Annotated in this window: 18 protein-coding genes; 11 read left to right on the top strand and 7 right to left on the bottom strand. The window is 47.4% G+C overall.

Annotated elements, in window-relative coordinates:
* The first annotated feature begins 175 nt into the window (after positions 1-175).
* The 5 genes from CCE91_RS00805 to CCE91_RS00785 all read left to right on the top strand — a co-directional run bounded on the left by CCE91_RS00805 (position 176) and on the right by CCE91_RS00785 (position 6,012).
* The gene (locus CCE91_RS00805) at positions 176-1,639 is read left to right on the top strand and encodes an amidohydrolase family protein (protein WP_086433362.1); all 1,464 of its coding nucleotides are present in this window, start codon (positions 176-178) and stop codon (positions 1,637-1,639) included.
* Positions 1,640-1,650: 11 nt separating this feature from the next.
* A complete protein-coding gene (locus tag CCE91_RS00800; RefSeq protein WP_086433361.1) occupies positions 1,651-1,917 on the top strand; it encodes a superinfection immunity protein in 267 nt (88 codons plus the stop codon).
* Position 1,918: 1 nt separating this feature from the next.
* A complete protein-coding gene (locus CCE91_RS00795) occupies positions 1,919-2,866 on the top strand; it encodes a DUF3667 domain-containing protein (RefSeq protein ID WP_086433360.1) in 948 nt (315 codons plus the stop codon).
* A gap of 90 nt (positions 2,867-2,956) precedes the next feature.
* Positions 2,957-3,607 (top strand): cupin domain-containing protein, encoded by a 651-nt coding sequence (locus tag CCE91_RS00790; RefSeq protein ID WP_086433359.1) that lies wholly within the window; start codon positions 2,957-2,959, stop codon positions 3,605-3,607.
* Between the two features lie 74 nt (positions 3,608-3,681).
* On the top strand, positions 3,682-6,012 hold the full coding sequence (locus CCE91_RS00785) for a DUF748 domain-containing protein (RefSeq protein WP_086433358.1): 2,331 nt from the start codon (positions 3,682-3,684) through the stop codon (positions 6,010-6,012).
* A gap of 76 nt (positions 6,013-6,088) precedes the next feature.
* Here the strand turns inward: CCE91_RS00785 and CCE91_RS00780 are convergent, their stop codons facing one another.
* The 3 genes from CCE91_RS00780 to CCE91_RS00770 form a co-directional block, all read right to left on the bottom strand.
* Positions 6,089-6,439 carry a GGDEF domain-containing protein gene (locus tag CCE91_RS00780; RefSeq protein ID WP_268802167.1) on the bottom strand — a complete coding sequence of 117 codons (351 nt, stop codon included), beginning with the start codon at positions 6,437-6,439 and terminating at the stop codon, positions 6,089-6,091.
* Between the two features lie 68 nt (positions 6,440-6,507).
* Positions 6,508-8,139, bottom strand: a complete 1,632-nt coding sequence (locus CCE91_RS00775) for a methyl-accepting chemotaxis protein (protein WP_234996223.1) — start codon at positions 8,137-8,139, stop codon at positions 6,508-6,510.
* Between the two features lie 87 nt (positions 8,140-8,226).
* Positions 8,227-9,096 carry a LysR family transcriptional regulator gene (locus CCE91_RS00770; RefSeq protein ID WP_086433356.1) on the bottom strand — a complete coding sequence of 290 codons (870 nt, stop codon included), beginning with the start codon at positions 9,094-9,096 and terminating at the stop codon, positions 8,227-8,229.
* 145 nt (positions 9,097-9,241) lie between these two features.
* Here CCE91_RS00770 and CCE91_RS00765 point away from each other — a divergent pair, with 145 nt between their 5' ends.
* Entirely contained in the window at positions 9,242-9,928 is a 687-nt protein-coding gene (locus tag CCE91_RS00765) for a glutathione S-transferase family protein (RefSeq protein ID WP_086433355.1), read from the top strand.
* Positions 9,929-9,956: 28 nt separating this feature from the next.
* Here CCE91_RS00765 and CCE91_RS00760 read toward each other — a convergent pair whose 3' ends face one another.
* Together CCE91_RS00760 and CCE91_RS12335 are read right to left on the bottom strand one after the other, a co-directional pair.
* Positions 9,957-13,775, bottom strand: a complete 3,819-nt coding sequence (locus tag CCE91_RS00760; protein ID WP_086433354.1) for an Ig-like domain-containing protein — start codon at positions 13,773-13,775, stop codon at positions 9,957-9,959.
* A 207-nt stretch (positions 13,776-13,982) separates the two neighbouring features.
* Complete coding sequence (locus CCE91_RS12335; protein WP_268802159.1) at positions 13,983-14,105, bottom strand: hypothetical protein; 123 nt, start codon at positions 14,103-14,105, stop codon at positions 13,983-13,985.
* A 279-nt stretch (positions 14,106-14,384) separates the two neighbouring features.
* Here CCE91_RS12335 and CCE91_RS00755 point away from each other — a divergent pair, with 279 nt between their 5' ends.
* On the top strand, positions 14,385-14,705 hold the full coding sequence (locus CCE91_RS00755; RefSeq protein WP_086433353.1) for a helix-turn-helix domain-containing protein: 321 nt from the start codon (positions 14,385-14,387) through the stop codon (positions 14,703-14,705).
* Entirely contained in the window at positions 14,702-16,027 is a 1,326-nt protein-coding gene (locus tag CCE91_RS00750; RefSeq protein ID WP_086433352.1) for a type II toxin-antitoxin system HipA family toxin, read from the top strand. Before CCE91_RS00755 ends, CCE91_RS00750 begins: the two co-directional genes overlap by 4 nt.
* Before the next feature lie 140 nt (positions 16,028-16,167).
* Here the strand turns inward: CCE91_RS00750 and CCE91_RS00745 are convergent, their stop codons facing one another.
* The gene (locus tag CCE91_RS00745; protein ID WP_086433351.1) at positions 16,168-17,337 is read right to left on the bottom strand and encodes a methyl-accepting chemotaxis protein; all 1,170 of its coding nucleotides are present in this window, start codon (positions 17,335-17,337) and stop codon (positions 16,168-16,170) included.
* Positions 17,338-17,782: 445 nt separating this feature from the next.
* Here CCE91_RS00745 and CCE91_RS00740 point away from each other — a divergent pair, with 445 nt between their 5' ends.
* From CCE91_RS00740 to CCE91_RS00730, 3 genes are all read left to right on the top strand, one after another.
* Positions 17,783-18,955 (top strand): EAL domain-containing response regulator, encoded by a 1,173-nt coding sequence (locus CCE91_RS00740; RefSeq protein WP_086433350.1) that lies wholly within the window; start codon positions 17,783-17,785, stop codon positions 18,953-18,955.
* A 15-nt stretch (positions 18,956-18,970) separates the two neighbouring features.
* The gene (locus tag CCE91_RS00735) at positions 18,971-22,105 is read left to right on the top strand and encodes a PAS domain-containing protein (RefSeq protein ID WP_086433349.1); all 3,135 of its coding nucleotides are present in this window, start codon (positions 18,971-18,973) and stop codon (positions 22,103-22,105) included.
* A gap of 94 nt (positions 22,106-22,199) precedes the next feature.
* The gene (locus CCE91_RS00730) at positions 22,200-24,803 is read left to right on the top strand and encodes a hybrid sensor histidine kinase/response regulator (protein WP_234996292.1); all 2,604 of its coding nucleotides are present in this window, start codon (positions 22,200-22,202) and stop codon (positions 24,801-24,803) included.
* 78 nt (positions 24,804-24,881) lie between these two features.
* On the opposite strand, the gene CCE91_RS00725 is transcribed toward CCE91_RS00730, so the two are convergent.
* Positions 24,882-26,666 carry a sensor domain-containing diguanylate cyclase gene (locus CCE91_RS00725; RefSeq protein WP_086433347.1) on the bottom strand — a complete coding sequence of 595 codons (1,785 nt, stop codon included), beginning with the start codon at positions 26,664-26,666 and terminating at the stop codon, positions 24,882-24,884.
* Positions 26,667-26,755: the final 89 nt, after the last annotated feature.

Raw genomic sequence — 26,755 nt, 5'->3', positions numbered from 1 at the left:
CTGCTAAATTGCTTCTGCTCTCGCGCACAAGTTCTCATCTTCTCTCATCGTGCTTATCTGACTAGTCTGCCCCACCCGGCAAAGTGTTACACAAAAAAATAAAATAAATTCTGTAACAGCACACGGCAGTGCACCGACTTAACAGGCAAACACACCAAACATCAGGAAAGTTACTATGAAAAACTCACTATTATTATGCTTGCTAACCTGCCTGTCGATTTCGGTCGCTGATGCTAGCGAACAGGCGAATGAGCAAGAAGGCACTGTGCTTTATCACAACGCGACCTTAATTAATCCAGCCACCGAACAGCAGCTGAACGATGGCTGGTTGCTGGTAAAAGGCGACCGCATTATCAATATGGGGCAACAACAAAACGGCCAGGTTAACTTACCCGCTGCTGAGCAACAGATTGATTTACAGGATCAGTATGTTTTACCCGGCCTGATTGACGTGCACCTGCATTTGACCGCAGGACCGCCCAGAGCTGAGATGCAGGACGACCAACCCGTGCTGACCATGAAAGGTCACAACGAAATAACCCGTTATCACGCGCTCAGCACCCTAGCCACCGGTGTTACCACGGCCTTTAGCCCTGCCGGCGAGCCGGAAGCCAATGCACAGTATGCCCGCCATCAGCAAGCTGGTGACTGGCTTGGGCCTGAGCTGACTTATGCCGGCTACATATTCGAACCCACCCCAATAGTGGCAGGTTCAGTGTACCCGCAAAACGAGACCGCATGGCAGGAAGAAATACTCCGCCAAAAATCGCTTGGCGTAGACTACATCAAACTTTACACCGGCCTGAATAAAGACGAAGTAGCACTGGGCAACCGCTTAGCCAAAGCTGCGGGGCTAAAAACCGTAGCCCACCTGGACAAGGTGAGCTGGCAATATGCGGCTGACCTGGGTATTGATGCGCTAACCCATGCCCTGCCGACCAGCCCTGAACTATTAACTGGCTCCGCCAAAGCAACTTATGAAGCAGAGCGGGAAAACCCTTTGAACCAAAGATTTATCTACAGCTGGTTCCAGCATGCCGACTATGACAGTGAACCCATGCAGAAATTATTCAGCACCTTGTCTGAACAGCAAACGCATGTAGATTTCACCATGGTAGTCAACGAGTTATTTTACTATGCACACGAACTAGATGCCTTATACTCGGAACAGGACATGTGGATATTTCACCCAACGTTTCGTAGTCGTTGGCGTGCCACTATGGCAGCTCCAAGCTATGACTGGACCGCCGAAGACTTTGCTGCAGCCAAGCAACAGTTGCCAAAGGTGCAGCAGTTATTTAAACGGTTATACGATGCGGGTGTGCCATTAGCTATTGGCACTGACAGCGTTGCCAGCGGACCCTTTTATTTGCGCGAGCTGCAATTAAGCAAAGCAGCCGGCCTGAATAACTGGCAGGTACTGCAGTTGGCAACAGTTAACGGCGCTCAACATTTAGGACTGTCTGACACGGGTCAACTGGCCCCGGGCTTTGCCGCCGACTTTATTGTGTTAACGGCTAACCCCGTGGCAGATCTTAGTGCACTGAACACGGTGGAAACCGTGGTTCAAAAAGGTAAAGCAGCACAAGTTGCCGATCTTAAATCGAAATTGTCCACACTTACCAACGTTCAACTTTAAAGGATTAACCAATGGAAATTTTAGAAAATTACTTTAGCGCTGTGCAGGACGCCGACCCTATTTCACTAGTCATTTTTGGTGTGCTATTTCTGGCAGTATGGTTTTTACCAGCGATTCTGGCCGTATTTTTTAACCGCAAACACCTGGTTAAAATTGCCGTGCTAAATGTTCCCGCCGGCCTATCGGTGATAGCCTGGGGCGCTCTATGTGTTTGGGCTGCAACCGGAAAAATGAGTGCTAAGCTAGCCGCTAAAGCGCGTTTAAAACCAGTGGAATAATATGGAAACCTCGGAACAGCAGTGCGATAACTGTTACACCACCTTACACGGTAAGTTCTGCCATCGGTGCGGTCAGGAAAAGAAAAGCTATATTCGCAACCTGGCTGGGGTGGTAACAGAGTTTTTGGGTGAGTTCAGTAACTGGGACGCCCGGCTCTGGCGCACACTGTTCCCTTTGTGGTTTCGTCCAGGTTATTTAAGTAGCCATTATGTACAGGGGCACCGGGTGCCCTTTGTACCGCCGCTACGCATGTACTTGTTTACTTCTATTATTGCCTTCTTAATTCTGGCGCAATTAGTACCCGACCCGTCCAGCGACTCAGAACCGGCAGTAATTAACGCAGAGCAAGTGGTTAGTGACACTGCAAAGCAGAATGCAATAGCAGAGACCACCGAAATAGAGTTGCCGCAAGAAACTCCGGTTCCGATAAAAAATGCCGATGGTAACGAACAGTTCACGCTGGAAATGCCGTTCCTATCAGAAACTGCGCAACAGCGCGTGAACCGGCAATTCAGCGCCGTTGTTGCTAACCCGGAACTGGCAACGAATAAGTTTTTTTCACTGGCGCCGCAAATGATGTTTTTACTACTACCATTGTTTGCCCTGTTGTTAAAGATTCTATATATACGTTCCGACCGCTATTATATGGAACACCTGATTATGGCTTTGAATAGCCACAGCTTTATTTTGCAGGTGGGCATATTTTATCTATTACTTGGGGCCTTTCGAGACGCCATCGCTATACCTTGGCTAGCCAGCATTGTCGGCTGGCTAGAATGGGTGGTGTTGTACTGGATTCCGTTGTATTTATTCCTCTGCCAGAAGTTTTACTACCAACAGGGCTGGGTAAAAACCTTTCTGAAATTCGGCTTAACCTGCGTTCTTTATGGTGCGATTTTCTTAAGTGCATTTATGCTACTGCTCTCACTTAGCGTGCTGTGGATGTAACTAATTCCTGCGCGCACCACTGTGGCGTGAACTAATGAGTATGTGTTTTACGTAAATGCAATTACGTTTTACTAAGGTAAGATATATTTCATGTTAAATTTAGACTTCTCCAAACGCGTTGTTATAAAAACCAGCGAACAAGATTGGGTGGACAGCCCTGCCGCAGGCGTTCGTCGTAAATTGTTAGAGCGCGAGGAAGCCGAACGCGGCCGCGCCACTAGTCTGGTTGAATACAAACCAGGTGCCTCTTTTAAAACCCATCAGCACCCTCTCGGTGAGGAAATATTTGTTCTTGCAGGCGTTTTTTCAGACGAAAACGGTGACTATGGTGCTGGTACTTATATTCGTAACCCACCAGGCAGCGAGCATGCACCTTTTAGCGAGCAAGGTTGCAAACTTCTGGTGAAACTTCACCAGTTTCAACCCGACGATTTAGTCAGCGTGCGGATTAATACCAACACAACGGACTGGCTGCCGGGCCATGGCGGACTAAAAGTTATGCCGCTACATAGCCACGGTACCGAACACGTAGCACTGGTGAAATGGCCGGCTAACGAAGTTTTTAAACCACACAGGCATATGGGCGGCGAGGAAATCTTGGTTCTATCCGGGGAGTTTTGTGACGAGCACGGTCGCTACCCCACTGGAACCTGGCTGCGCAACCCGCACATGAGTACGCATCATCCGTTTGTTGATAAAGAAACTGTTATTTTGGTAAAAACCGGACACTTACCAATTTAGCTCGAGTAACAATGACGCGCCTATTAAGTCCGTCTACACTGTGCAGTATTGTTCATTCCAACAAAGGCTGACTTATGCACAGCAGTTCACTCAACCAATTCGGTAGCTATGTAAGAACAAAATGGGCGTCGCCACGCCGAATTCGGTTCTGGCTGCTGGTGCTGGTTATTGTGTACACCTTGCTGGGATTTTTCGGCTTACCATGGATAATTCAGAGCGTGGCGCAGAGTACCGTGAAGGAAGACTTTGGCCGCGAACTGCGCATAGAGTCAGTACAAACCAACCCCTACACACTAACTCTACGCATTAACGGTGTTGAACTTGATGATACAGACAATCGGCAGTTGCTGAGTTGGGACCAACTGTTTGTTGATCTTGCCTGGTCGAGCATAACTAACCAGGCCTGGATCATCGAAACCATTCAGCTGAAGCAGCCGGTTATTCAGGAAGAGCGCTTTGTTTCCGGTGAAACGCGTTTCACTAGGCTGGCCGCAAAGGACAGCACCGAAGAAACCGCTGACGAACCCGCCCCGCTGCCAGCACTACGAATTAACGAGCTGCAGGTAGAGGGTGGAGTTGTGCGCTTTGCTGACAACCTTCCGAGCGCCAATGACGATGAGCCAACTCAGGTGTCGCTGGCACTGCAGGATATTGGCTTGTCGGTAGAAGATTTCTCACTGCAAGAAGGCATGAGCTTTCCGGTAACTATGAACGCGCAAGTGGCCGACGGAGGCAAGCTTGAGTTCAATGGCAGCGTGCAACTGTTACCCACCTTCACGTTGGAAGCCAACGCTAGTTTTACTGAACTTGCATTAAAACAAGCCGAACCTTATCTGCAGCAGTTCGTGAACGTTCAATTGGATAGCGGAACAGTAACCGTTAATGGGCAATTACACACAAACGCCGAACAGCCTTTTGCTTTCGATGGCTCAGTTAGCGTCGATTCGTTGGGCATACGCGAAGGCTCGAATAGTGAGACACTTATCGGCTGGCAACGGCTTCAAACCGAACAGCTCAAGCTAGATTTGGCCGATAAGCAGCTAACCACGGCACCAATCAATGTTGAGGCACTAACCGGACGAGTGGTTATCTTTGAGGACAAAAGCACCAACTTTGGGCAACTGGTAGTTAGTGGCCCGGAAAGCACCGATACAGAAGAAAGCGAACCAGCAAACCCATTCAATATCACTATTGAAGGCATTGAGCTAAGCGATAGTGCTTTGCACTTTGCCGATAATTCACTGCCGCTGCCTTTCGCAACCCGCATTCACACTTTGAGCGGCGATATATCTACCTTAAGCTCAAGCTCGGCTGAACCGGCGCGCGTTAATCTTGAAGGCGAGGTAGCAGAGTTTGGACTGGCGCAAGTTGAGGGTGAAATACACGCCTGGCATCCCATGCGGCAAACAAGTATTCACGTTATCTTCCGTAACCTTCAGATACCTGAATACTCGCCGTACACGGTGGAATTTGCCGGTCGTAAAATTGAAGGCGGCACCATGGATCTCGACCTCGACTATACCGTGAACGAGAACCAACTTGACGGCAAAAATAACCTGCTACTTCATGACCTGAAACTTGGCGAGAAGATGGAGTCCAGCAATGCTATGGACTTGCCACTGAACCTGGCTATTGCCTTGTTGCAGGACAGTAACGGTGTGATTGACCTTACGCTGCCGGTGAGCGGTAATGTGGATAACCCGCAATTCGACTTCGGAAAAATTATCCAACAGGCAGTAGGCAACGCTATTACGTCAGTGGTTACTGCGCCGTTCCGTTTTCTGGCAAACCTGATTGGCGCCGACTCAGAAGACCTTGGCAAGGTTGAGTTTGCAGCAGGCCGCAGCGAGTTGCTTCCACCTCAGCGCCAGCGCATTGCCAAGCTGCGCGAAGCCTTGAATGAGCGCCCGAATCTGATTCTGGAACTCGCCGGCCCTTTCAATCAGGATTTCGATGGCCCTATCCTGCAACGCGAAAAGGCCATAAAAGCCTTACAGCAGCGCCTTACTGAAGAAAACCGCGAAAACAGTGACGCCAGCCTTACCGCCGAGTCGAATCAGGACATTGTTGAAGCCATGTTTATCAACCATTACTCGGAAACCAGCCTGACGGCCTTAAAAGAGTATTTCACTGAAGAACCAGAAGACTCAGCGGACGAACCTAGCTTCGATGCTCTGGCCTATCGCAACCAACTGGCCAAGCAGATTATTGCTGCACAGTCGGTTTCACAGGCTGAGCTTCAAGACATTGGCAATGCGCGCGCAGAAGCAGTGCGAAACGCGCTGGTTAATGCCGACGATGAAACCAGCATTGCAACTGACCGAGTTCGTATTCAGGAGCCTAAGCAAGTGGATTCTGTAAACGGCGAACGCGTTGCCATGGAAGTTGGTGTTAGCGCAGACTGAGGTGAGCCGCTAGCGCGGCTCCCTAGTCCTTGGTTTGTTAAATCCATCTGATGAACAAGCTGCTCGGCGTTTCAGCTTAGTCTTTATGTATGACCACGCGGTTTCTACCGTCACGTTTACCAATGTAGAGCATTTCGTCGGCGCGGCTAATCAGGGCTTCCAGATCAGACTCATCATTGTGTGAAACGGCGATACCAACGGTAATGCTTAGGTCCACATCGTTCATGTCGTGTTCTAGCTGAAGCTCAGCGACATTTTTCTTTAAGCGTTCGGCCAGGGTTTGTGCTGCGGAAGGGGAGGTATTCGGAAGCGCGACCACAAACTCTTCGCCAGCAAAACGACCAATAACATCGGTGGACCGCAGCGAATGCTCACAAACTTCCGCGACCATGCGCAATTGTGCTTCGAGTGATTTCCGATGGCCTATTTCGTTAACTAAATCGCGATTTCGACCTTACACCGGCGATAGAATCGCCGGTTACAGGTAGCTACTAGTTAAACTTTAAAGCTGTCTGTTAGCTCGCTCAAACGGGTGGCGAGGCGCGACAATTCAGCGGCCGATGAACTCGTTTGTTCAGCCCCCGATGACGTCGAATCTGACAAATCACGAATACTCACCAAATTCCCATCAACATCTTTAGATACTGCAGCTTGCTCTTCTGCAGCACTCGCGATTGAGGTATTGCGGTTATTTATTTCCGCAACAGCAATGGCGATTTCACCCAAAGCCTTGCCGGCGTCAGTCGCAATTTCCAACGTTGATTTTGCGCGCTCAACACTCACGTCCATATCGCTAACAGACTTCGTTGATGAATTTTTAATGACTTCCACCAATTCTTCAATTTCAACCGTGGACGTTTGGGTGCGGCTGGCCAAAGCCCTAACTTCATCAGCAACAACAGAGAATCCACGCCCAGACTCCCCTGCTCGCGCAGCTTCAATAGCTGCATTTAGCGCAAGTAAATTAGTTTGGTCCGCAATACCCCGAATAACTTCCAGTACCTTAGTGATTTGATTCACCTTCGTAGCTAGCTCATTTACACTCTCTGACGAAAGTGTCATGCGTTCAGAAAGTTCGCCGATTGCATCTACAGTTTCCGATACCTGAGCGCGACCTTGCTGAGCTTTTTCATCGGCATAGTCCGACGACTCGGATGCACTTTGCGCATCTTGCGCCACTGTTTCAATGGCGACGGTTAACTCATTTACCGCTGTTGCCGCTTGTTCTAATTGCTGTGACTGCTCTTGAATATTCCGTGCAGACTCATCCGTAACTGAATTGAGCTCCTCTGAAGTGGTAGCCAACTGTGTTGCCGAATCTGCAATAGTGCCAATTGAGTCGCGCAGGCTTTGTTGCGTTTCTTTTAACTGTCCAATTAACGTGCTGACTTCATCATTTCCTTCAACCTTAAAGTCATGGGTTAAATCTTTCCGGGCGATTCGCCGGGCAATTTCTACTGCTCCTCTTAGCGGTCTAATCACACTACGCGTCAGCACAATTGACATGAATACAATAATGATAGTGGTAAAAACAATCACCGTGACCAGCGCCGTAAAGGTTGCGGCTCGACTTTCATCCGCTTCTATTGTGACGTTATCAATAGCAGCAACTTCGTACCGCATAAAATCATCCAACAGCATTGATAATTCTTCCGTCAACGGCAGTTGAACGTTTTGTCGCAGTTGAATTGCTTCCTCTTCGCGGTCCGCAGCTTCTAAATCAATATACTCTTGTTGTAATTGCCAATAACGCTCATCCAGTTTTAGATAACGTTCGAATAGTGTTTTTGCCTCATCGGTATGCACAATATCACGTAACTGTTGCTCAATTTCATTGGCGGCATCGCGAGCGGAAGCTAATTTATCTTCAAAGTATGCGATTTGCTCTTGATTGGCGGCATTTTGCAAATTTGCTGTGTGTACCCGAGCGCGCAAAAACTCACTATCTAATCGGCTTACTAACTCTAAACTGACGGCTCGTTGATCCGTCACATAATTAAGCTGGTTGCCTAAATTGTTGGTTTGCACAATGGCGAAAATGCCAAGGCCGAGTACTACGAGTCCAATTAAGCCAAAGGCTAAGGTGAAACGCAGACCTAAAGTCAGGTTACGAAGCATAGAAAGCATAAATTTCCTTTTTATTATTGTTATTAAATTGAGCGCAATTAAATGGGCTATCGGGCCATGCCAGAAAAACTAAAGTTAAGATTTGGTTCAAGCAGGCCATTCCTTCGAAAAGGCCTTTGTTAAGTGCTGCATAACCAGTTTTATTCGTTCAACATTGCGTAAATCAGGATGTGTTAACAACCATAAGTTGCTCGGTTTACTGTCTGGAATACCAAACAGCTTTGTTATTTCCGGTCGAAGTTGGTCTTCAGGCAAAACTGCCAAACCTTGACCTGATTCGGCAAAATAGGACATCGCAGTCAGATCGTCACTGCGGGTTATAACTTGATCGGCAAAGTGTTTATCCAGCCAGCGGAATGCCGGCAGATTACTCATGGCTCCTGTAGCACCAATTAAAGAATGATTTACCAACTCACCAATATCATTTGGCAAACCAAATTTATTGGCATATGCCTTACTGCCAAATACACCCCAATTTAGCGTGCTTACCTGCCTTCCTACCAAGTGTTCCGGCGGTGACGGTGTTGCTCTCACCGCAATATCAGCTTGTCGATTCGACATATTGAATTCTTGATTACTCACCAACAGCTCGATGTGTATTTCGGGATAAAGAGCATTGAATTCGGAGATATAGCGGGGTAAATAGCGATAGGCGATATTATTGGGTGCCGTAATTTTCACAGTACCCTTGGGTTGAAAGTCTTTGCCAACCAGGTGGCGACTTATGCTATCAAAAGAATCCTCAATGTTTTGTGCAAGGCCAAGCAGTTCATGTCCCAAGGCCGTCAATTCATAGCGGTTACTAATACGTTCAAATAACTGCCCACCGATTTCAGCTTCAAAGGCTTTCAGACGGCGGAAAATGGTCGTGTGATTAACGCCTAAATCCTCGGCCGCGCCAGATAAAGACCCCCGACGAACAATCGACAGAAACACTTTCAGTGAATTCCAATCCATAAAGCACCTCCGCGCATTGCAATTATGCAATATTAATTTGCATATTCTGCTAATTAACTAGCAACTGCGCAAGATTTATACTTTACCTAGTTAGCCATTATTTTCGATCAAAAAATCACGACTCCGCTTTTAGGGAAACCAAGTTATGAAACAACAAAGTCTCCACCTCGTTACCCACATATTATGCCCCTATGTGCAACGCTCGATTATCACTTTGGAAGAAAAGAGCATTGCCTATACCAGAGTCGATATTGATCTTGCCAACAAGCCCGACTGGTTCAAACAAAAATCGCCAATGGGAAGAGTTCCCATTTTGTTGGTTGATGAAAACCGTACCTTGTTTGAATCAGCGGTTATTTGCGAATATCTGGATGAAGTGACAGCCGGTTCGTTGCACCCCTCTGATAGCCTAGAGAAGGCCTATCACCGAGCCTGGATAGAATTTGGTTCTGGTATACTGCAAAGTATATCCGGCCTATACAACGCCAAAGACAGCGCCAGCTTCGATAAAATTCATGAGGAAATACAAAGAAAATTCGGGATGCTTGAAGAGATAGTTTCTGGTGGCCCGTTTTTCACCGGCGAACAGTTTCATTTGCTAGACGCTGTGTATGCACCCATATTTCGCTATTTTGATGTGTTCGAAAGCTACACTAATTTGAATACGTTTGCGGATTTACCGAAATGCCAGATTTGGCGTTCAGCATTGCGACAAAGAAGGTCTGTGCAATTGGCGGTTGCCGAAAATTACCCAGACCTTCTTGTGCAGTTCTTAAAAAGTAGAGACAGTTATATGTCTCAGCTTTTAGTTACAGAGATAAACAACGACTAACGTCAGACCTCTATTTTGGTCACATCCGTTAGTCTGCCGGTACATTGATCACGGTGTTAACCATCGTGACCGATGCCCCCAGAGACAGCGCTCGACCGTCTATGGTAACGATATCAACGTTTCCTGCCGTAGAGATAGTGACACCTTCTTGTGCGATGATGGTTCCTTTCATGACGCCACCACCGCCAGCATTAATTGTTGCTGCACTTCCTACTTGCCAGAAGATATTTTTCGCTTGGGCACCATTGATAAGAGTGACGCTTTGCGAAAAGTCTGCCCCCGGTCCACCAACGGTTAAAGTGGTCGCCATTTGAAACACCCATACAGCATTCTGGTTACCTTGACCATCTAACGTCAGGTCGCCACCTTGAATACGGAATGCACCACTTTGCGCAGTGTAGATACCCGGAGCCAAAGTCAGACCACCAAGATTCTCATTACCTGGATTCTGACCACCAGGCATATTGGCCGGCGTCAGTTCATTGTAAGCCGATTCGGCATCAAGTCGCGCTTGCGTTGCAATGGCTTCAGTTTCTGCGGTGCCGTCCTGCGGACAACTAACTGTTGGTGGTGGAGGTGCGGTGAATATTTTGCCGTTCACCTGACCTTCATTCAGCGTGGTAATGGTGTACTCACAACCAGGCTCAGAAACAAAGCCTGTCACAATGGTCGAGGTACCAGTAGTACCAATGTCACCGTTGATAACTGTCAGCACACCCTGATTGGTAATGCCTGCAGTGCCACCGAAGGAACCAAAAGGTGCGGCCGACTGAAGGTTAACTGGCACCAGACAGCTTTCCACTGGGGCAACAGTGGTGAAAGTCCAAACGTAATCATCCAGCATTTCATTGCCTGGCAGCATTAGGTCTTTCACGCCATCACTACCACCCACAAGGGTTACACGGTAGGTAACATTTTCGGGTAGCTGCTCCTGCGGAATGAAAGTAACCACAGTACCAGTGTCTACATCAACCTGGATGGATTCGGCTAACACGCTGATCAGTGGGTTAGCGTCCTCAACAATTAAGAAGGTCATATTGTTTACGGTAGCCGGATCAAGGCGACTGCCCGACGGAATATCAAAAGTAGCGTTTATACTCGCATTTGGGCATACCGCCATGGTTCCTGCATCTAATGGATCCGTGCTTAACACTGAAATGTTAGTAGGCGCTATTGGGGCAGTAGTCGTAAAGCTCCAGATATAATCGCTGGCACTGGTAACCGGCCCCTGATTGCCCGCTAATCGGTTCCCTGCTAAATCGGTAATCGTACTCACTAGCGTTGCGGTATAGGTTTCACCTTCAGCTAAGTTTTGCTCAGGTGTAAATACTGCACTGCGCGACGAGACATCGTACGAAACATTACCAATCGGAGCGGTACAAGGCTCTTCACAGGTCAAGGTGAAGCTAGTTCCGGTAATTGTAGTAGGTGATATAGCTTCGCTGAAAATCGCCTTGATTTGAGTATTAACCGGTACATCTGCCGTAGGGCCTGGCGACGTTGTCGCAGGTTCGGTTAAGGTCACCCTTGGGCGAGTCGTATCCGGAGCTAGCCCTGTTGTAAACTGCCAAACATAATCACTTGGGTCAGTTACCGGGCCCTGATTACCCGCCAGCTCATTTCCCGCCAGATCGGTCACGCTTCGACTAATTGTCGCGGTGTAGGTGGTTTCCGGCTCTAAATCTTGCGCCGGACTGAAGCGCGCGGATTTTGTATCGACATTGTACGACACCGTTCCAACCGGCGCGACGCAGGGCGCCTCACAGATTAAGGTGAAGGTAGTGTCGGTGAACATCGACGGTACCATGTTCTCATTAAATACAGCCAACACTGAGGTATTAACCGGTGCATTTGCCGTCGGACCTGGCGACGATGTCGCAGGTTCGGTTAGTGTCACCCTTGGGCGAATGGTGTCCGGGGTTAACCCTGTTGTAAACTGCCAAACGTAATCACTTGGCTGAGTCACACTACCCTGATTGCCAGCCAGCTCATTGCCGGCCAGATCGGTCACGGCCTGACTAATTGTCGCGGTGTAGGTGGTTTCCGCCTCTAAATTCTGCGCCGGACGGAAACGTGCGGATTTCGCATCGACGTTGTACGACACGGTTCCAAGCGGCACAGCGCAGGGGGAATCACAGGTTAAGGTGAAGGTGGTATCGGTAAGTGTTGCCGGTGCCATATTCTCATTAAACACAGCCAACACTGAGGTGTTAACCGGTACGTCTGCCGTCGGACCTGACGATGTTGTCTCAGGTTCGGTTAAGGTTACCCTTGGGCGAGTCGTATCCGGTGCTAGCCCTGTTGTAAACTGCCAAACATAATCACTTGGGTCAGTCAGCGGACCCTGATTACCCGCCAGCTCATTTCCCGCCAGATCCGTCACGGAACGACTAATTGTCGCGGTGTAGGTAGTTTCAGCCTCTAAATCCTGTGCTGGCACGAAGCGAGCGGATTTTGCATCGACATTGTAGGAAACGGTTCCCAGCGACGTGGCGCAGGGGGAATCACAGGTTAAGGTGAAGGTAGTATCGGTAAAGGTCGACGGTACCATGTTCTCGTTAAACACAGCCAACACCGAGGTGTTAACCGGTACATCTGTTTCCAGTTCTGGCGATGTTGTCGCCGGATTGGTGAGAGTCACCCGTGGGCGAGTCGTATCCGGTGCTACCCCAGTTGTAAACTCCCAAGCATAATCACTTGGGTCGGTCACCGAACCCTGATTGCCCGCCAGCTCATTTCCAGCCAAATCGGTCACAGCCTGACTGATTGTCGCGGTGTAGGTGGTTTCCCACTCTAAGTCTTGTGCCGGTTTAAATTGTGCGGCCTTCGCACTCACGTCATACGAAACCGCTCCTTGCGGCCCAGTGCAGGGCGCATCACAGGTTAAGGTGAAGGTTGCATCGGTAAACGTTGCCGGAGCCATGTTCTCGTTAAATACAGCCAGAACCGAGGTATTAACCGATACATTCGCTGGTGACGTTGACGCCGGATCGGTCAGTGTCACCCGTGGCCGAGTAGCGTCCGGAGTTGACCCTGTTGTAAACTGCCAAACGTAATCACTTGCCTCAGTCAACGGACCCTGATTACCCGCCAGCTCGTTTCCCGCCAAATCCGTCACGGCCTGACTGATTGTTGCGGTGTAGGTGGTTTCCCACTCTAAGTCTTGTGCCGGTTTAAATTGTGCGGCCTTTGCACTCACGTCGTACGAAACCGCTCCTTGTGGTGCCATGCAAGGTGCTTCACAGGTTAAGGTAAAGGTGATTTCAGTGAACATTGCCGGGGCCATGTTCTCGTTAAATGCAGCCAGAACCGATGTATTAATGGGTACATCTACCGTTGTACCTGAAGAGGTTGTCACCGGATCGGTTAGTGTGACCCGTGGGCGTATGGTTTCCGGTACAACACTGGTGGTGAATGACCATATGTAGGGATTTTCAAGTACCAGCCCATTATCCTTGCTTTGGGCGTAATGGACAGTCGCCGTATAAAGGGTCGACCCATCTAAAACGGCGGGCGCCACTGGCGTAAATGTTGCTACAGTACCCGCATCATTCATGGAAACCGTACCGCTTGGACTGGTACATGTATCAGAACAAGCAAGGGTGAAATCATCGTTACTTAATGGTTCTACCGGTACGCTAAATCGAGCCGTAATGGACGCTCCGTTGATAGCCACATCGGTAGCGTTATCCGCAGGCGTAACCGCTATAACGGTTGGAGACAATGCCACATTACCGTCGTATCCCAGAATCGGATCGCGATCGCCACAGGCCGCCAAAACGGTGCTCACCAAGAACAGCATCAGCAAGTTCTTAATCCTGGACAAGTTAAATAAGTTGGAGTACATGGCAAAATCCCCCGGTCAAGTTAAACATTCATCGCCGACCAGTTAGCCAATTCAAGGGTCGGCCTCATCTTAAGATTAGCTTGCTTTCGAGATTTATCTGTGCGGTAACGCACTTAAAAGAAAAAAATTCGCTGCTAAAAGGGTTTGCATGAGGTTCAACAAAAAAGCCCAGCACACATCGTGCTGGGCTCTGGGTTGCGTAATTAATTACGCTTTTTTGCCAGGCGTTTGCTGAGGTTGCTTTTGGTCTTTTTGCTGACCAGGATTAGCATGCTTTTGTTCGCCTGGTTTGTTCGGCGTTTGTGAACCTTGATTTTGTTGCGTAGTCATCATTAACTCCTTAAAGAGCTGTAAGCATCACCCTATTATGACGCTATTTTGAAATCTAAATTGCTCTCAAAGGGACGTCTGTTCGTTACCGCACATAATTCGATATTTTTTATGTTGTTGTTTGTAAACATCTGACAAGATTTCGACCAACCATAATCTCATGCGACCCATCCTTGGAAGTATATTCTGTATAAGGGCTTTTATTTATATATAATTGCGTACCTTAAATAGTCTGCTAAACTCACTTTATAGATTTAAAGACTACATAAGGTTCTTTATATGGATTCTGAACGTATTCCGGCAATCATTGGTCGAAGGGTTAAGCAGTATCGGTTGAACCAGGATTTAACTCAGGAGGACTTAGCAACTTTAGCGAAGGTCTCTCTTAACGCCGTTAAAGCTGCTGAAAGTGGTAAAAGCACTCTAGCAACTTATGTCTCAATTCTTCAGGCTTTGGGTCATATCGACAATTTACTTGCCGCATTCCCGGACGAGGGCGTTTCCCCGGTGCAACTACTAAAAAGTAGTACCAAACAGAAGCAACGAGCGAGCGGTAAAAAGCGCGTGAAACCTGCTGACAATGAGGAGCTGGACTGGTGATTAATACTATTGAAGTTCGCTACAAAGGTGAGCCTGTCGGTGCCTTAAGTTATAACAAAGGTGACACGGCTGCGCGGTTCGAGTACTTAGCTGAATTTGTCGAAAAAGATATTCCGCTTGCGCCTTTAACCATGCCCGCTGAGAAGGGACGAATTTACTCATTTCCGGGGTTAAATTGGGACACTTTCAGGGGATTGCCGGGCATGCTCGCAGACTCTTTGCCCGACGACTTCGGTAATGCGGTATTAAACCAATGGGTTGCGCAACAGCCAGATCGCACCGAACCGCTGAGCCCACTTGAACGACTTCAGTATACCGGCGAACGGGGAATGGGTGCGCTTGAATACCACCCTGCACGGAAGAAGCAAACGAATGCCAAGAACAGAGACATCGAGCTTGAGAGCTTAATGAAACTAGCACAAGAAGTGCTCGACTCAAGAACTGGCTTTCGGCAGCGCACGCACTTCGATGACGCGGCCGACAAAGAAATGATGCAGGCCTTACTGGCCGTTGGCACCAGCGCAGGTGGAGCCAGACCGAAAGCGATTCTGGCATTTAATCATGATTTTAGTCAGGTTCGTTCCGGCCAGGGCATTGTGCCCGCAGGGTTTGAGCATTATCTGCTGAAGTTTGACGGCGTAAAGGAGCGGGACCCTTCTCAACAAACCTTTGGCGACCCGCTCGGATACGGCGCCATGGAATATGTGTATTACTTAATGGCCACCAAGGCTGGCATTACTATGATGCCGTGTCATTTGCTGGATGAAGGCAACCGACGCCATTTTGTCACCAAGCGCTTTGACCGAATAGGCAATGAGAAAAAGCATATTCAAACACTTACTGCCATTAAACACGTGAACTACCACGATATCGGTGCCTTTTCTTATGAAGAGCTGCTCCAGGTTGCCCGCCAGCTAAGGTTGCCACGGGCGGACGCTATCGATTTATTTCGCCGTATGGTGTTTAACCACGTCGCAACAAACCACGATGATCACTCCAAAAATTTTGGTTTCATGCTGGAGGACAAGCAATGGCGGTTGAGTCCGGCTTACGACATTGCCTTTAGCTATAAACCCGGAAACCCATGGGTAGAGCAGCACTGGATGTCGTTAAATGGCAAGCGTAGCGGCCATACCCGCGCCGATTTTTACGCGCTTGCCAACGCTCAGCTTCCACGCGTAGAGCGTGAAGAAATAGATGCCATTATTGATGATGTCATCAACTCGGTGTCTCAATGGCGGGAATTAGCCACTGAACATGGGGTTCCAAAAGCACTCGCCGACTCAATAGATAGTCATCTCAGACTAAAAGACTTTTCTTGAGAGTGTTTCCATAAAAGTCCGAGCAATCAGCCAGCTTTGTGAACCGCGTGAGATAACACTATTATTGGCAATCATTCGATTACCAATATCCTCACCATAATCAAGCGTGGGCACACGCCCCACCAACTATTTGGAACCATTTAATCGTCATCAAGCTTATCGAGCTGCTTAACTAATTCAGAGCTCATACGATTCAATTCGTCCGTATTTTGTGAGAGTGTTTCAGACTGCTCTAACGCCCCGTCACATAAGTCGCTCAACACTTGAGAGCTGCGACTTACGCTATCAACAGCTTGTTGTTGCTGCTCGCTTGACTGCGAAACCGCATCTAACTCTTTATTAATAGATTGGATTTCTGCCAAGACATTTTCAACCGATTTTGTAGCCTGAGAGGTGATTGCTTCAGCTTCCTTTGAAGATGAAAGTGCTTCGTCACTTATTTTTCCTGCTGAAGTCATAACCTCTTTCAACTCATCAGTCATCGCGACGATATCCGTCGTTGTACTTTTAGTCTTCTGTGCTAATGAACGAACTTCATCAGCAACAACCGCAAATCCCCGACCATGTTCACCCGCACGAGCTGCCTCAATCGCTGCGTTCAGTGCCAGTAAATTAGTCTGTTCGGCCACTGACTCAATTAACTCAACAAAATTATTAATTTTGCTAGCACTACTTTCCACTTTATTAAAGCTTTCATCGAATCTTTTGACCGACTGTATAAGAGCACTAACGCATTGGCCCAATTTTGCCATCAGCTGCTCAGAGTCACGACTCACCGAGGCAACGTTATCACTATTCTCATTGACTCTTGTTATTGCGTGTACCATCTCATTAATACTGGCATTTAGCTCCTCCATTGTTGAAGCCAATTGACTCGACTGCTCACTCAATTTTTCGCTAGTGCTATGAGAGCGGTCAGAAAGCGCAGATGTCCGATGCGCGAATTCACTCAATCCATCCGAGGTTCTATCAATTTGCTCGATGATGCGTCCGAATCGTTTAAGCGCCCGATTGAGCGAGCGTGCGATTTGTCCAAACTCGGTCGCGCCGCTGAGTTCAACACGAGCATCAAGGTTCCCCTCGCCAATCTCATTAGCCATTTGCTTTAATGCATTTAACGACCTACCAATCACACGGCGGGTAACAAATTGTGAGATAAATCCCACAACTAAAAATACGAGCGTAAGGCTACTAAAAAGAACTTCGTACTTCTCTAAAAACAAAAAGGCGCTTTGCATGGCGAGCGCCAGCGCGATAATAAAAAAGTTGAACGCGTTCACCCGCGAGAAAGGTAGGTTAGCCAAGCTCATACACGCTCCAGAGGAAATAATTTTAGTTGGCTCAAATTTTTAATAATTTATTGTTAATCGTAACATGCCAAAATTTGTTAATTGTATAATATTAAATGAATTTTTTCGTACGATTAACTCATATAAACAATAGTAAACATAATGAAATTCGATTGTAATCCTGAATTTTGTTTCGATTAAATCAACATCTTTTGCAAAATGCGAGGCACTAACTTGGTGATGTTTACACTGCCACCTAAAAGGATGTTCGAATTTAATCTGCCATTACATTTTATCTCGTGTAAATAATGCTGATCCTATTACATTTAAAGCAGAAAGAGAGTGTGCTTTGAAATTTAGATGTGTTATTTAAAATCTTTAATAAGCCAATTGCGATTTTTGGTTTGCATACACTTTGGCTGTTCTTGGTCAAATTTACACGGCGGTGTAAAAACGAGGGGTTATCATGGAAGCAGCAAAAAACTCAGGTCGCCTATTGGTTTTGGACGATGAAAAAGATGTCGCGAGCACGATCTGTTTTATGGCCAAATCTTCATCCTTTGAAACTGATTTTACTGGTGATGCTGATGTCTTTATGCAAAAGGTCCGTAGCTGGTCCCCCTCTCACGTTATCGTCGACCTTCAGCTGGCGGACCGTGACGGTATTGAGGTCATTCATGAGTTAGCTAAAGCAGATTGCCTGGCGGCTGTAGTTGTGATGTCAGGACTTGGAGGCCGTATTTTAGATTCATCGGCCAGAGCTGTCCGCGAGAACGGTCTCAAATTACTGGGCACGCTATCGAAGCCCTTTTCCCGAACAGAGTTGCTGGCCTTGCTCGCATCAGATACTGAGGAGATCGCTCCGTTACGCAAGCCTTACATGCAGCCAGTGAGCGTTGACCAACTTCGTCAGGCGCTCAACAATAATGCTTATGAGGCGCATTTTCAGCCCAAAACCTCCTGCTTTACCGGCAAGTTAGTAGGATTTGAGTGTTTAGCTCGTTGGCCACAGAAAGAAGGCGGAATGATTCCTCCAGATCAGTTCATTAGCCTCGCTGAACAGTCAGGCCTCATCAATGAACTCACGCGCCAAATTTACCGTTATGCGTTGGCCAATCTACCACTAACAGCACGAGATCAGAATCTTAAGTACGCCCTCAACCTTTCACCACTTAATTTGCTTGACCAAACGTTTCCTCGCTGGTTGCTAACCGAGTGTCAAAAGAATGATATTTCTCCATCGAGTATCATTTTGGAAGTAACCGAAACAGCCAGTATGGATAATCCACTTGCCTTACTGGAGAGCTTGACGCAGTTCCGCATCCGTGGCTTTCAGTTATCTATTGATGATTTTGGCGTCGGCTACTCTTCACTAGTACAACTAGCACGACTTCCTTTCTCGGAATTAAAAATCGACCAGATGTTCGTGAAAACATTGTCCACTTCTGAGGAGTCTCAGAAAATTGTCGCTGCTGTAATTGGGCTTGGCAAATCATTAGGTTTGAACGTGGTAGCAGAAGGTGTAGAGGACGAAATCGCTTTCAATTACCTCAGAGATCTGGGTTGTGATGAAGCTCAGGGCTACTTTATAGCTCGCCCCATGGACTCGTCAGCCGCTTCGGCTTGGAGCAAAAAATAAGGGGAAATATAAAAAATGACCAAATCTAATGATGCCTTTTACCAGCGACTCTTCCGAGCGTCACCGGGAAAAATCCTGGTACTGGCGCCCGAAGATTTTGAGATTATTGCGGTTACTGATGAATATCTGAAAGCGACGATGACACGGCCGGGCGATCTGATTGGCAAAACACTATTTGAAGTGTTTCCAGACAACCCTGATGACTCCTCAACAGATGGAGTTAAAAGCCTCTCCGCCTCTTTACAAAAAGTCTTGTCGATGAAAACTGCCGACATTATGGGTGTACAGCGCTATCCCATACGATTGCCTTCCGGTGAGTTTCAAGAGCGGTTCTGGAGCCCTGTTAATAGCCCAGTAATGGACAGCTCGGGGGCAGTAGAGTACATCATGCACCGAGTGGAAGATGTTACAAAAATAATACAAGAAGATAATACAGATTCTCTTACCGAACCTGGTAATCGACTTGCTCTCCAAGACATTGTGGTTCGTTCAAAGGAATTGAGACAGACGCTGTCGAAGTTGCAAGAGCATGAGGTTCGCATGAAAACGGCCGAGCGACTGCTAAGCCTCGGTACTTGGGAATACAACCCGAGAACCGGCGATCTGAATTGGTCCAGACAAGTCTTTGATATTTACGATGTACCCCATTGGTTTTCGGCACCTGATATCGAAAAATATTTTACCATGGTGCACCCGGATGACCAGGACGCTGCTCGAGCGATTTATCAAAGCTTTTCTGACGATCATCTCGACCAGATCCTGTTTGGTCACCGAGTGATCGCCCGTGATGGAAGTATTCGTCACATTAAAGGTGTTGGCGAGCGTCATATAACTCCCGAAGGAGAAGTCGTTGTCGGATACGTTCAGGACATCACTTCTCTCGTCACAACACAGGACAGATTGACCCAGGCTGAGCAACTTGTTCGCCTGGCAGGAGAGAAGGCAAAGCTTGGTGGCTGGCGCGTCGAGCTCGATTCCATGTCGGTATTCTGGACGCCGGAGACCGCTAATATTCATGGCATGCCTGAAGATTATTCGCCTGAACACGTTAACAAAGCAATACAATTCTATGCGCCGGACTTCCGCCCTATAGTTGAAGCTGCGTTTGAGCAATGTGTCCAGTACGGAAAAGCTTTTGATATAACTTGTCAATTGCAACGCCCGGACGGACGGCATCCTTGGGTTAGGGTTATTGGTGAGGCGCAATACAATGATCAGAATAAAGTCACTGCAGTTCAGGGAGCTTTCCAAGACATTTCCATCTTACGCGACGCGCAGCTCCGGGCTGATGAGGCGGAAGAACGTCAACTCAATATCCTTGAAAGTATCAGTGATGCTTTTTTTGCATTGAACCACCAATGGCACTTTACTTATCTGAACCAACAGGCGGGTGTGCTATTGAATCGACTGACGGAGCAGTTACTGGGAAAAAACGTTTGGGCTGAATTTCCAGAATCTAAAGGAACTCTGGTAGAACAACAATATCAGAGAGTGCTGGAACATCAGGAAACCGTGCGTTTTCGGGAATTCTTCCCTCCCCTGAACAAGTGGTTTGACATCAGCGCCTACCCAATTCCCGACGGCTTGGCTGTTTATTTCCGCGATGTGACTCGGGAACATGAACACCAAGAACGGTTTAATCTCATATCGAAAGCCACCAATGATGTTATTTGGGACTGGAACTTTAGCACCGATCAAATCTGGTGGAATGAGTCAGTGACAGAGTTGTTCGGCTACTCAGTGTCGGAACTAGAGTCGGGGCCTGAGTCCTGGACAAGTCGTATCCATCCGGACGATTTAGACCAAGTGGTTAATCGGATCCATGACGTCATTGACGGTGACCAGGAGTATTGGAGCGACGAATACCGCTTCATCAAGCAGGATGGTCAAATTGCCAACGTAATTGATCGAGGGTTTGTCATCCGTGACGCAAACGGCAAAGCTATTCGAATGGTTGGTAGTATGCTCGATATCACCGAAAGAATGGAGTTAGCGGAAAAACTGCGAGAATCGCAAAAGCTTGAGGCTGTCGGTCATCTAACAGGAGGCGTCGCCCATGATTTTAATAATTTGTTAACCGTTATTTTAGGAAATGCGGAAATGATGGCAGAACTGGCGACTGATCCCGAACAGAAGCTCATGGCAGAGATGACGGTTTCGGCCGCGACGAGAGGCGCAGAGCTTACGAGCCGCTTGTTAGCTTTTGCTCGTCGTCAACCACTTGACCCTAAACCTACGGATATAAATCAACTCGTGGAGTCGATGCGAGAGCTTGTTCGCCGCACGCTGCCTGAGAATATTCAACTTGAATTCTCTTCGGCAGCTGACCTTGGCGTTGCCGAACTTGATGCCAACGAACTCGATACAGCCTTACTAAATTTGATAGTTAATGCACGTGATGCAATGCCTGGTGGAGGTAAGCTCACTATAGAGACAGCCAATGCAATGCTGGACCAACATTATGCAGAGCGACACGCCGAAGTCACGCCTGGTGAGTACATTATGATATGTGTTTCAGATACCGGAGTAGGGATGAGTCCCGAAGTGGCTCGGCGTGTATTTGAGCCGTTTTTTACCACAAAGTCACTAGGCAAAGGTAGTGGTCTGGGCTTGAGTATGGTTTTTGGCTTTACCAAACAATCAGGTGGGCATATCAATATTTACTCAGAGCCCAACGAGGGCACCTCCGTCAAACTCTACTTTCCGCGGGTAAGGGGTATGCAGCAAACACGCTATCAACCTGCTTCAGATTCGTCGCCTCAGGGCGGTAAGGAGCATATTCTGATTGCCGAAGATGACTCCTTAGTATTACAACATTTAGAACGGCAATTGCGTTCTTTAGGCTATCAGGTTACAGCCGTTTCTTCAGGGCCTGACGCTCTCCAAGCGCTCGCAACAAATAACAATATTGATTTACTTCTAACAGACATTGTCATGCCGGGTGGAATGAACGGTCGCGAACTGGCAGATAGTGTAGTAAAAACGCATCCATCTCTTAAAGTTCTGTTCACCTCTGGCTATAGCGAAAATGCGATAATCCATCATGGACGTCTAGACCAAGGCGTAGAGCTATTGAGCAAACCATACACCCGTCTTGAACTGGCGACTAAAGTGCGCCAGGTTCTCGATGCTGAGGCGTCACACCAATGAAAATCTCTCTCACATCGTTCAATAAACCTTATACTCGTGCAGAACTGATAACAAAAATACGTCGCGCACTTCGAGGTAAACCCTTGTGAAAAAAATGACGACCTTTTTCCCTAATACCGCATTCAATATCGCTTTAGTTTGGGCCGGTTTTATTCTGGTCTTTCTGACGGACTTTCTAACGCCACTAGGGTTCGCCCACGGCGCTCTGTATGTGCCTGTGCTCATCTGTGCTATGACATTGCCCGGTATTAGTAAGCGCAATCAAATTGGCGTGCTTTTAGCTGCTTTATTAGCAACGGCGGCCTACTATATATGGGCACCAAACCTTTCCAACCTGCCGGAAGTTTATATCGTCAGCAATCGCGCACTGTCCGGGTTAGCATTGTTACTAACCTACGTTTACTTTCGAAAACTGCACACAGTGAGTCAACAAAATACTGAGATCAAGAGCCTGGAGCAAGCTCAGCGCAAGACGATGGATGACTTTATAGAAGCCATGCCGGTGCAAGTCTGGTCGGCCAATGCTAGCGGAGCTGTCGATTTTGTCAGCAACAGTTTGGCTCAATTCTCTGGAAAATCAAAAGAACAGGTGGTTAATGACTGGCTTGCACTCCTCCATCCGGATGATCGTGAAAATACTATAAAGGTATGGAGTCAGTCAGTGAATACTGGAGACCCGTATCAGGTTGATTTTCGTTTACAGCGCCATGACGGAGAGTACATTTGGTTTAAAACTCAAGCGGTAGCTCAACGTGACGAGAAAGGAGAGATTGCTCGCTGGTTTGGTTCCTCAATTGACATAGACGACCTTCGCAGATTACAGGAAGAGACGAACCAGCTCGCATCAAAATTCCGCCACACAGTAGAAAGTATTACAGATGCATTTTTCACCCTTGACCATGAGTTCCGTTTTACTTATGTGAACCAAAAGGCGGCTGAAATACTCGGCAGCACAGCTGACGAGCTCTTTGGTGAAATTATTTGGGAAAAATGCCCTATTGGATACCACAGCCCTTTCGCCGAGCGATATAGATTAGCGTCAGATAAAAAGCAAAAACTCCATTTTGAAGAGCACTTTTCACCGAGAGATATATGGTTGGAGGTTCACGTCTACCCATCCTCAGACGGCATATCGGTTTATTTCTCAGATATTACAGTGCTCCGCATTGAAAGAGAAAGGCTTAAACTGTTAGACCTTGCGGTGTCAAGGCTAAACGATATCATTATCATCACTAAATCCAGCCCGTTGAATGAGCCGGGCCCAGAAGTTGTTTATGTTAATCAAGCCTTCGAAAAAATAACCGGCTATTCCGCAGACGAAATCATCGGCAAAAGCCCAAGGATGCTGCAGGGTCCTAAAACCGACCGAGCAGAACTAGATAAGATAAAAGCTGCACTCACACAAGAGCAGACAGTTCGCGCGCAACTTATTAACTACACTAAATCAGGCCAGGAGTATTATCTCGAAATTGAGATCGTGCCCCTTATTAATGACCAAGAAGAATGTACACACTTAGTTGCAATTGAACGCGATATTACTGAGCAACTTGAAATGGAGAAACGACTACGCGAATCTCAAAAGCTCGAGGCAATTGGGCATCTCACAGGAGGAATAGCACACGATTTTAATAATTTGTTAACCGTCATTCTCGGTAATGCCGAAATGATGATAGACCGCGCTACTGATTCCGATCTACGAGAAATGACTGAAATGACCTTGTCTGCAGCACGCAGAGGCGCTGAGCTGACGAGCCGTTTACTTGCATTTGCCCGTCGCCAACCGCTTGACCCAAAGCCGACAGACGTGAGTCAATTGTTGAAAGGAATGCAGCCGCTTATTCGTAGGACACTGCCAGAGGATCTCGAGTTTGAGCTTGTAAATAACCCTCAGCTTGGTATTGCAGAGCTTGATGCAGGAGAGCTTGAAACTGCCTTATTAAACCTTGTCATTAATGCCCGAGACGCTATGGACAGCGGTGGAAAACTAACGATAGAGACCAATAATGCGATTCTAGATAACGATTACGCCAATCATCATTCGGAGGTTATACCCGGTGACTATGTCATGATTTGCGTATCAGACACCGGAATAGGAATGGATGCCGATACAATCAACCAAGCCTTCGATCCGTTTTTCACCACTAAGGCTATAGGAAAAGGAAGCGGGCTCGGCTTAAGTATGGTTTTTGGTTTTACCAAACAGTCCGGTGGACACATCAAGATATACTCCGAACTTAACGAAGGCACTTCCATTAAACTGTATTTTCCTAGAGTTCGGAATGTTACGGAGAGTTATGAAACAGCTAAACAACATCTACCTGTGGGTGGTACAGAACATATTCTGATTGCTGAAGACGATGATTTGGTGATGCAGAATCTAGAGCGTCAGTTGCGTTATCTCGGATATAAGGTCACCGCTGTCGGCTCCGGGCCCAGCGCGCTTGAAGCTCTTGAAAAAAATATCGATATAGATCTCCTTTTGACAGACATCGTAATGCCGGGTGGGATGAACGGTCGCGAGCTGGCAGAAAAAGCGAGAGAAAAATACCCTGCATTGAGGGTTTTATTCACCTCAGGCTATACCGAAAACGCAATAGTCCATCATGGCCGTTTGGATCGCGGAGTTCACCTTCTTAGCAAGCCTTATACTAGACTCGAGTTAGCATCTAAGGTGCGCTTGGTATTGGAGCAAGATTAAAAAACAGACCTAATAATAAGGCACGAATCATCCTAGTAGGCTAGTTACCGTAAATAGCCTGTGGTGACATCAGCGGCATCAAAGATACGAGTCATCTACACAAACTTTGCGTGCCCCTTCCCTTTTAGCTTTGTACATCGCCGCATCAGCAAGCTTTAATAGCTCATCGGCATTACAATTACCACGATGTAACGCAACACCAATACTGGTTGTTAGTACTAAGCCGTGCCCAATAGCAAGAGGAGCTGTAATACTTTTCAGCACTGTGTTGGTAATAACTTTACAATCCTCTTTAGGGTCTTTAAGTTGCTCCGCAACAATCACAAACTCGTCCCCGGACAAACGCGCAACAGCGTCAGCTGCCCGGACTGCGCCCTTAATTCGGTTGGCAACTGTTTTTAGCACCTCATCTCCAACCTGGTGCCCATATGTATCGTTAATATTTTTGAAACCATCTAAGTCTAAAAAAAACAGAGCTGACACGTTACCAGAGCGTTCCGCTCTGGCTATCGCACCTGCCAATACTTCCATTAATGCACCGCGATTAGGCAACCCCGTCAAACTGTCGTGAGTAGCCTGATGTTTTAAGTCGTGCTCAAGCTTTTTTTGCGCCGAGATGTCATGGAACACCACGACGGCACCACCATGCTTTGCACTTTCCGATCCGTACGCTGAACCGTTAGCGATAAACGTTCGCTCTGGTTTACCCGTAAGGCGTACAATAAGTTCGACATTTTTTAAAGTCTCTCCCATCCAAGCTCGATAAAGCGGCAATTCCTCCGCCTTAAGCAACTGCTCTCCCGCACCGTCATACACCTGATAATGTTGGGCCCATTCCTCAGCCCCTGATTTTATCGGTTCCCCGAGATACTCGCGGGCAGCTCGGTTGAAAAAAGTTAAAGTACCCGATTCATCGCAAGCAGCCACACCAGCATCTAAATTGTTCAAGACCGCCTCAAGCAACTGATGTTCATGTTCGCTATTTTGCAGTAAATGTTCTCGCTCAGTAACATCAACAATCACAAGGGTGAAACCGTTTTGCTGACCATCCAGTCCATTTAATGGCGCTACTGATAAGTCAAGATGCCGGTGGCATCCGTTGGCTAATCGAATATCGAACAACTCATCCCGTACAATGCCTCCTTTAGATATTTGCTGGGACATTTCGAATAATTTATCTGACAACGCTTGACTGATATCGGCTAATTGCTTGCCAGCCGCGTTGTTCGCCGTAACGCCAATCAACGTCTCTGCACTGGAGTTCCACACATCTATATGTTGATTCAGGTCGCAAGTAATAATGGCTAACGGCGAAGCTAGAATAATTGCTGCTAATTTTTGATTGCTTCGCTGTAATTCAGCGCTAACAGATTCCAATTCTACATGCCGCAATTGACCTTCCACAATTTTTGCGACATCTTGCAATGCATCAATATCACTTGTCACTATCTCGCGAGTGCTAGTGTCAAGCACGCAAAGCGTACCGACAATATGATCACCAGGCCCACGCAAGGGAATACCTATATAAAAGCGAACCCCGGGCGCACCGCTTACATAAAGATTATTCGTAAAGCGCGGGTCTTGCGCTGCATCCTTTACGATGAAAGGTGAATAACTATCAAGTGCATGACTACAAAATGAAAATTTACGTGGGGCCTCACATACATCCATTCCAAAATGGGCTTTAAACCACAGTCGATTTTCATCTACTAGGCTAATAAGTGCTATTGGCGCATCTAATATATGCGCAGCGAGACGCGCTAAACGATCAAATCGCTTCTCGGCAGGGGTATCGAGGATCTGTAGACTTTTGAGTGCCGCAAGACGCTCAGCCTCATTCATCGGAATTTTTACTGGTGTCATACAAATAACCCTACAGAAAATGAATAAAATTTACATCACCCAACGTAACGAAAGAAATCAGAGACCTTGCTCTGCCGCCGGGGCACCCA

Source organism: Pseudidiomarina planktonica, assembly GCF_900177775.1.
Classification (GTDB): Bacteria; Pseudomonadota; Gammaproteobacteria; order Enterobacterales; family Alteromonadaceae; genus Pseudidiomarina; species Pseudidiomarina planktonica.
Note: the sequence above shows the minus strand (reverse complement) of the source record. Positions and strands in the feature narration are given on the sequence as shown.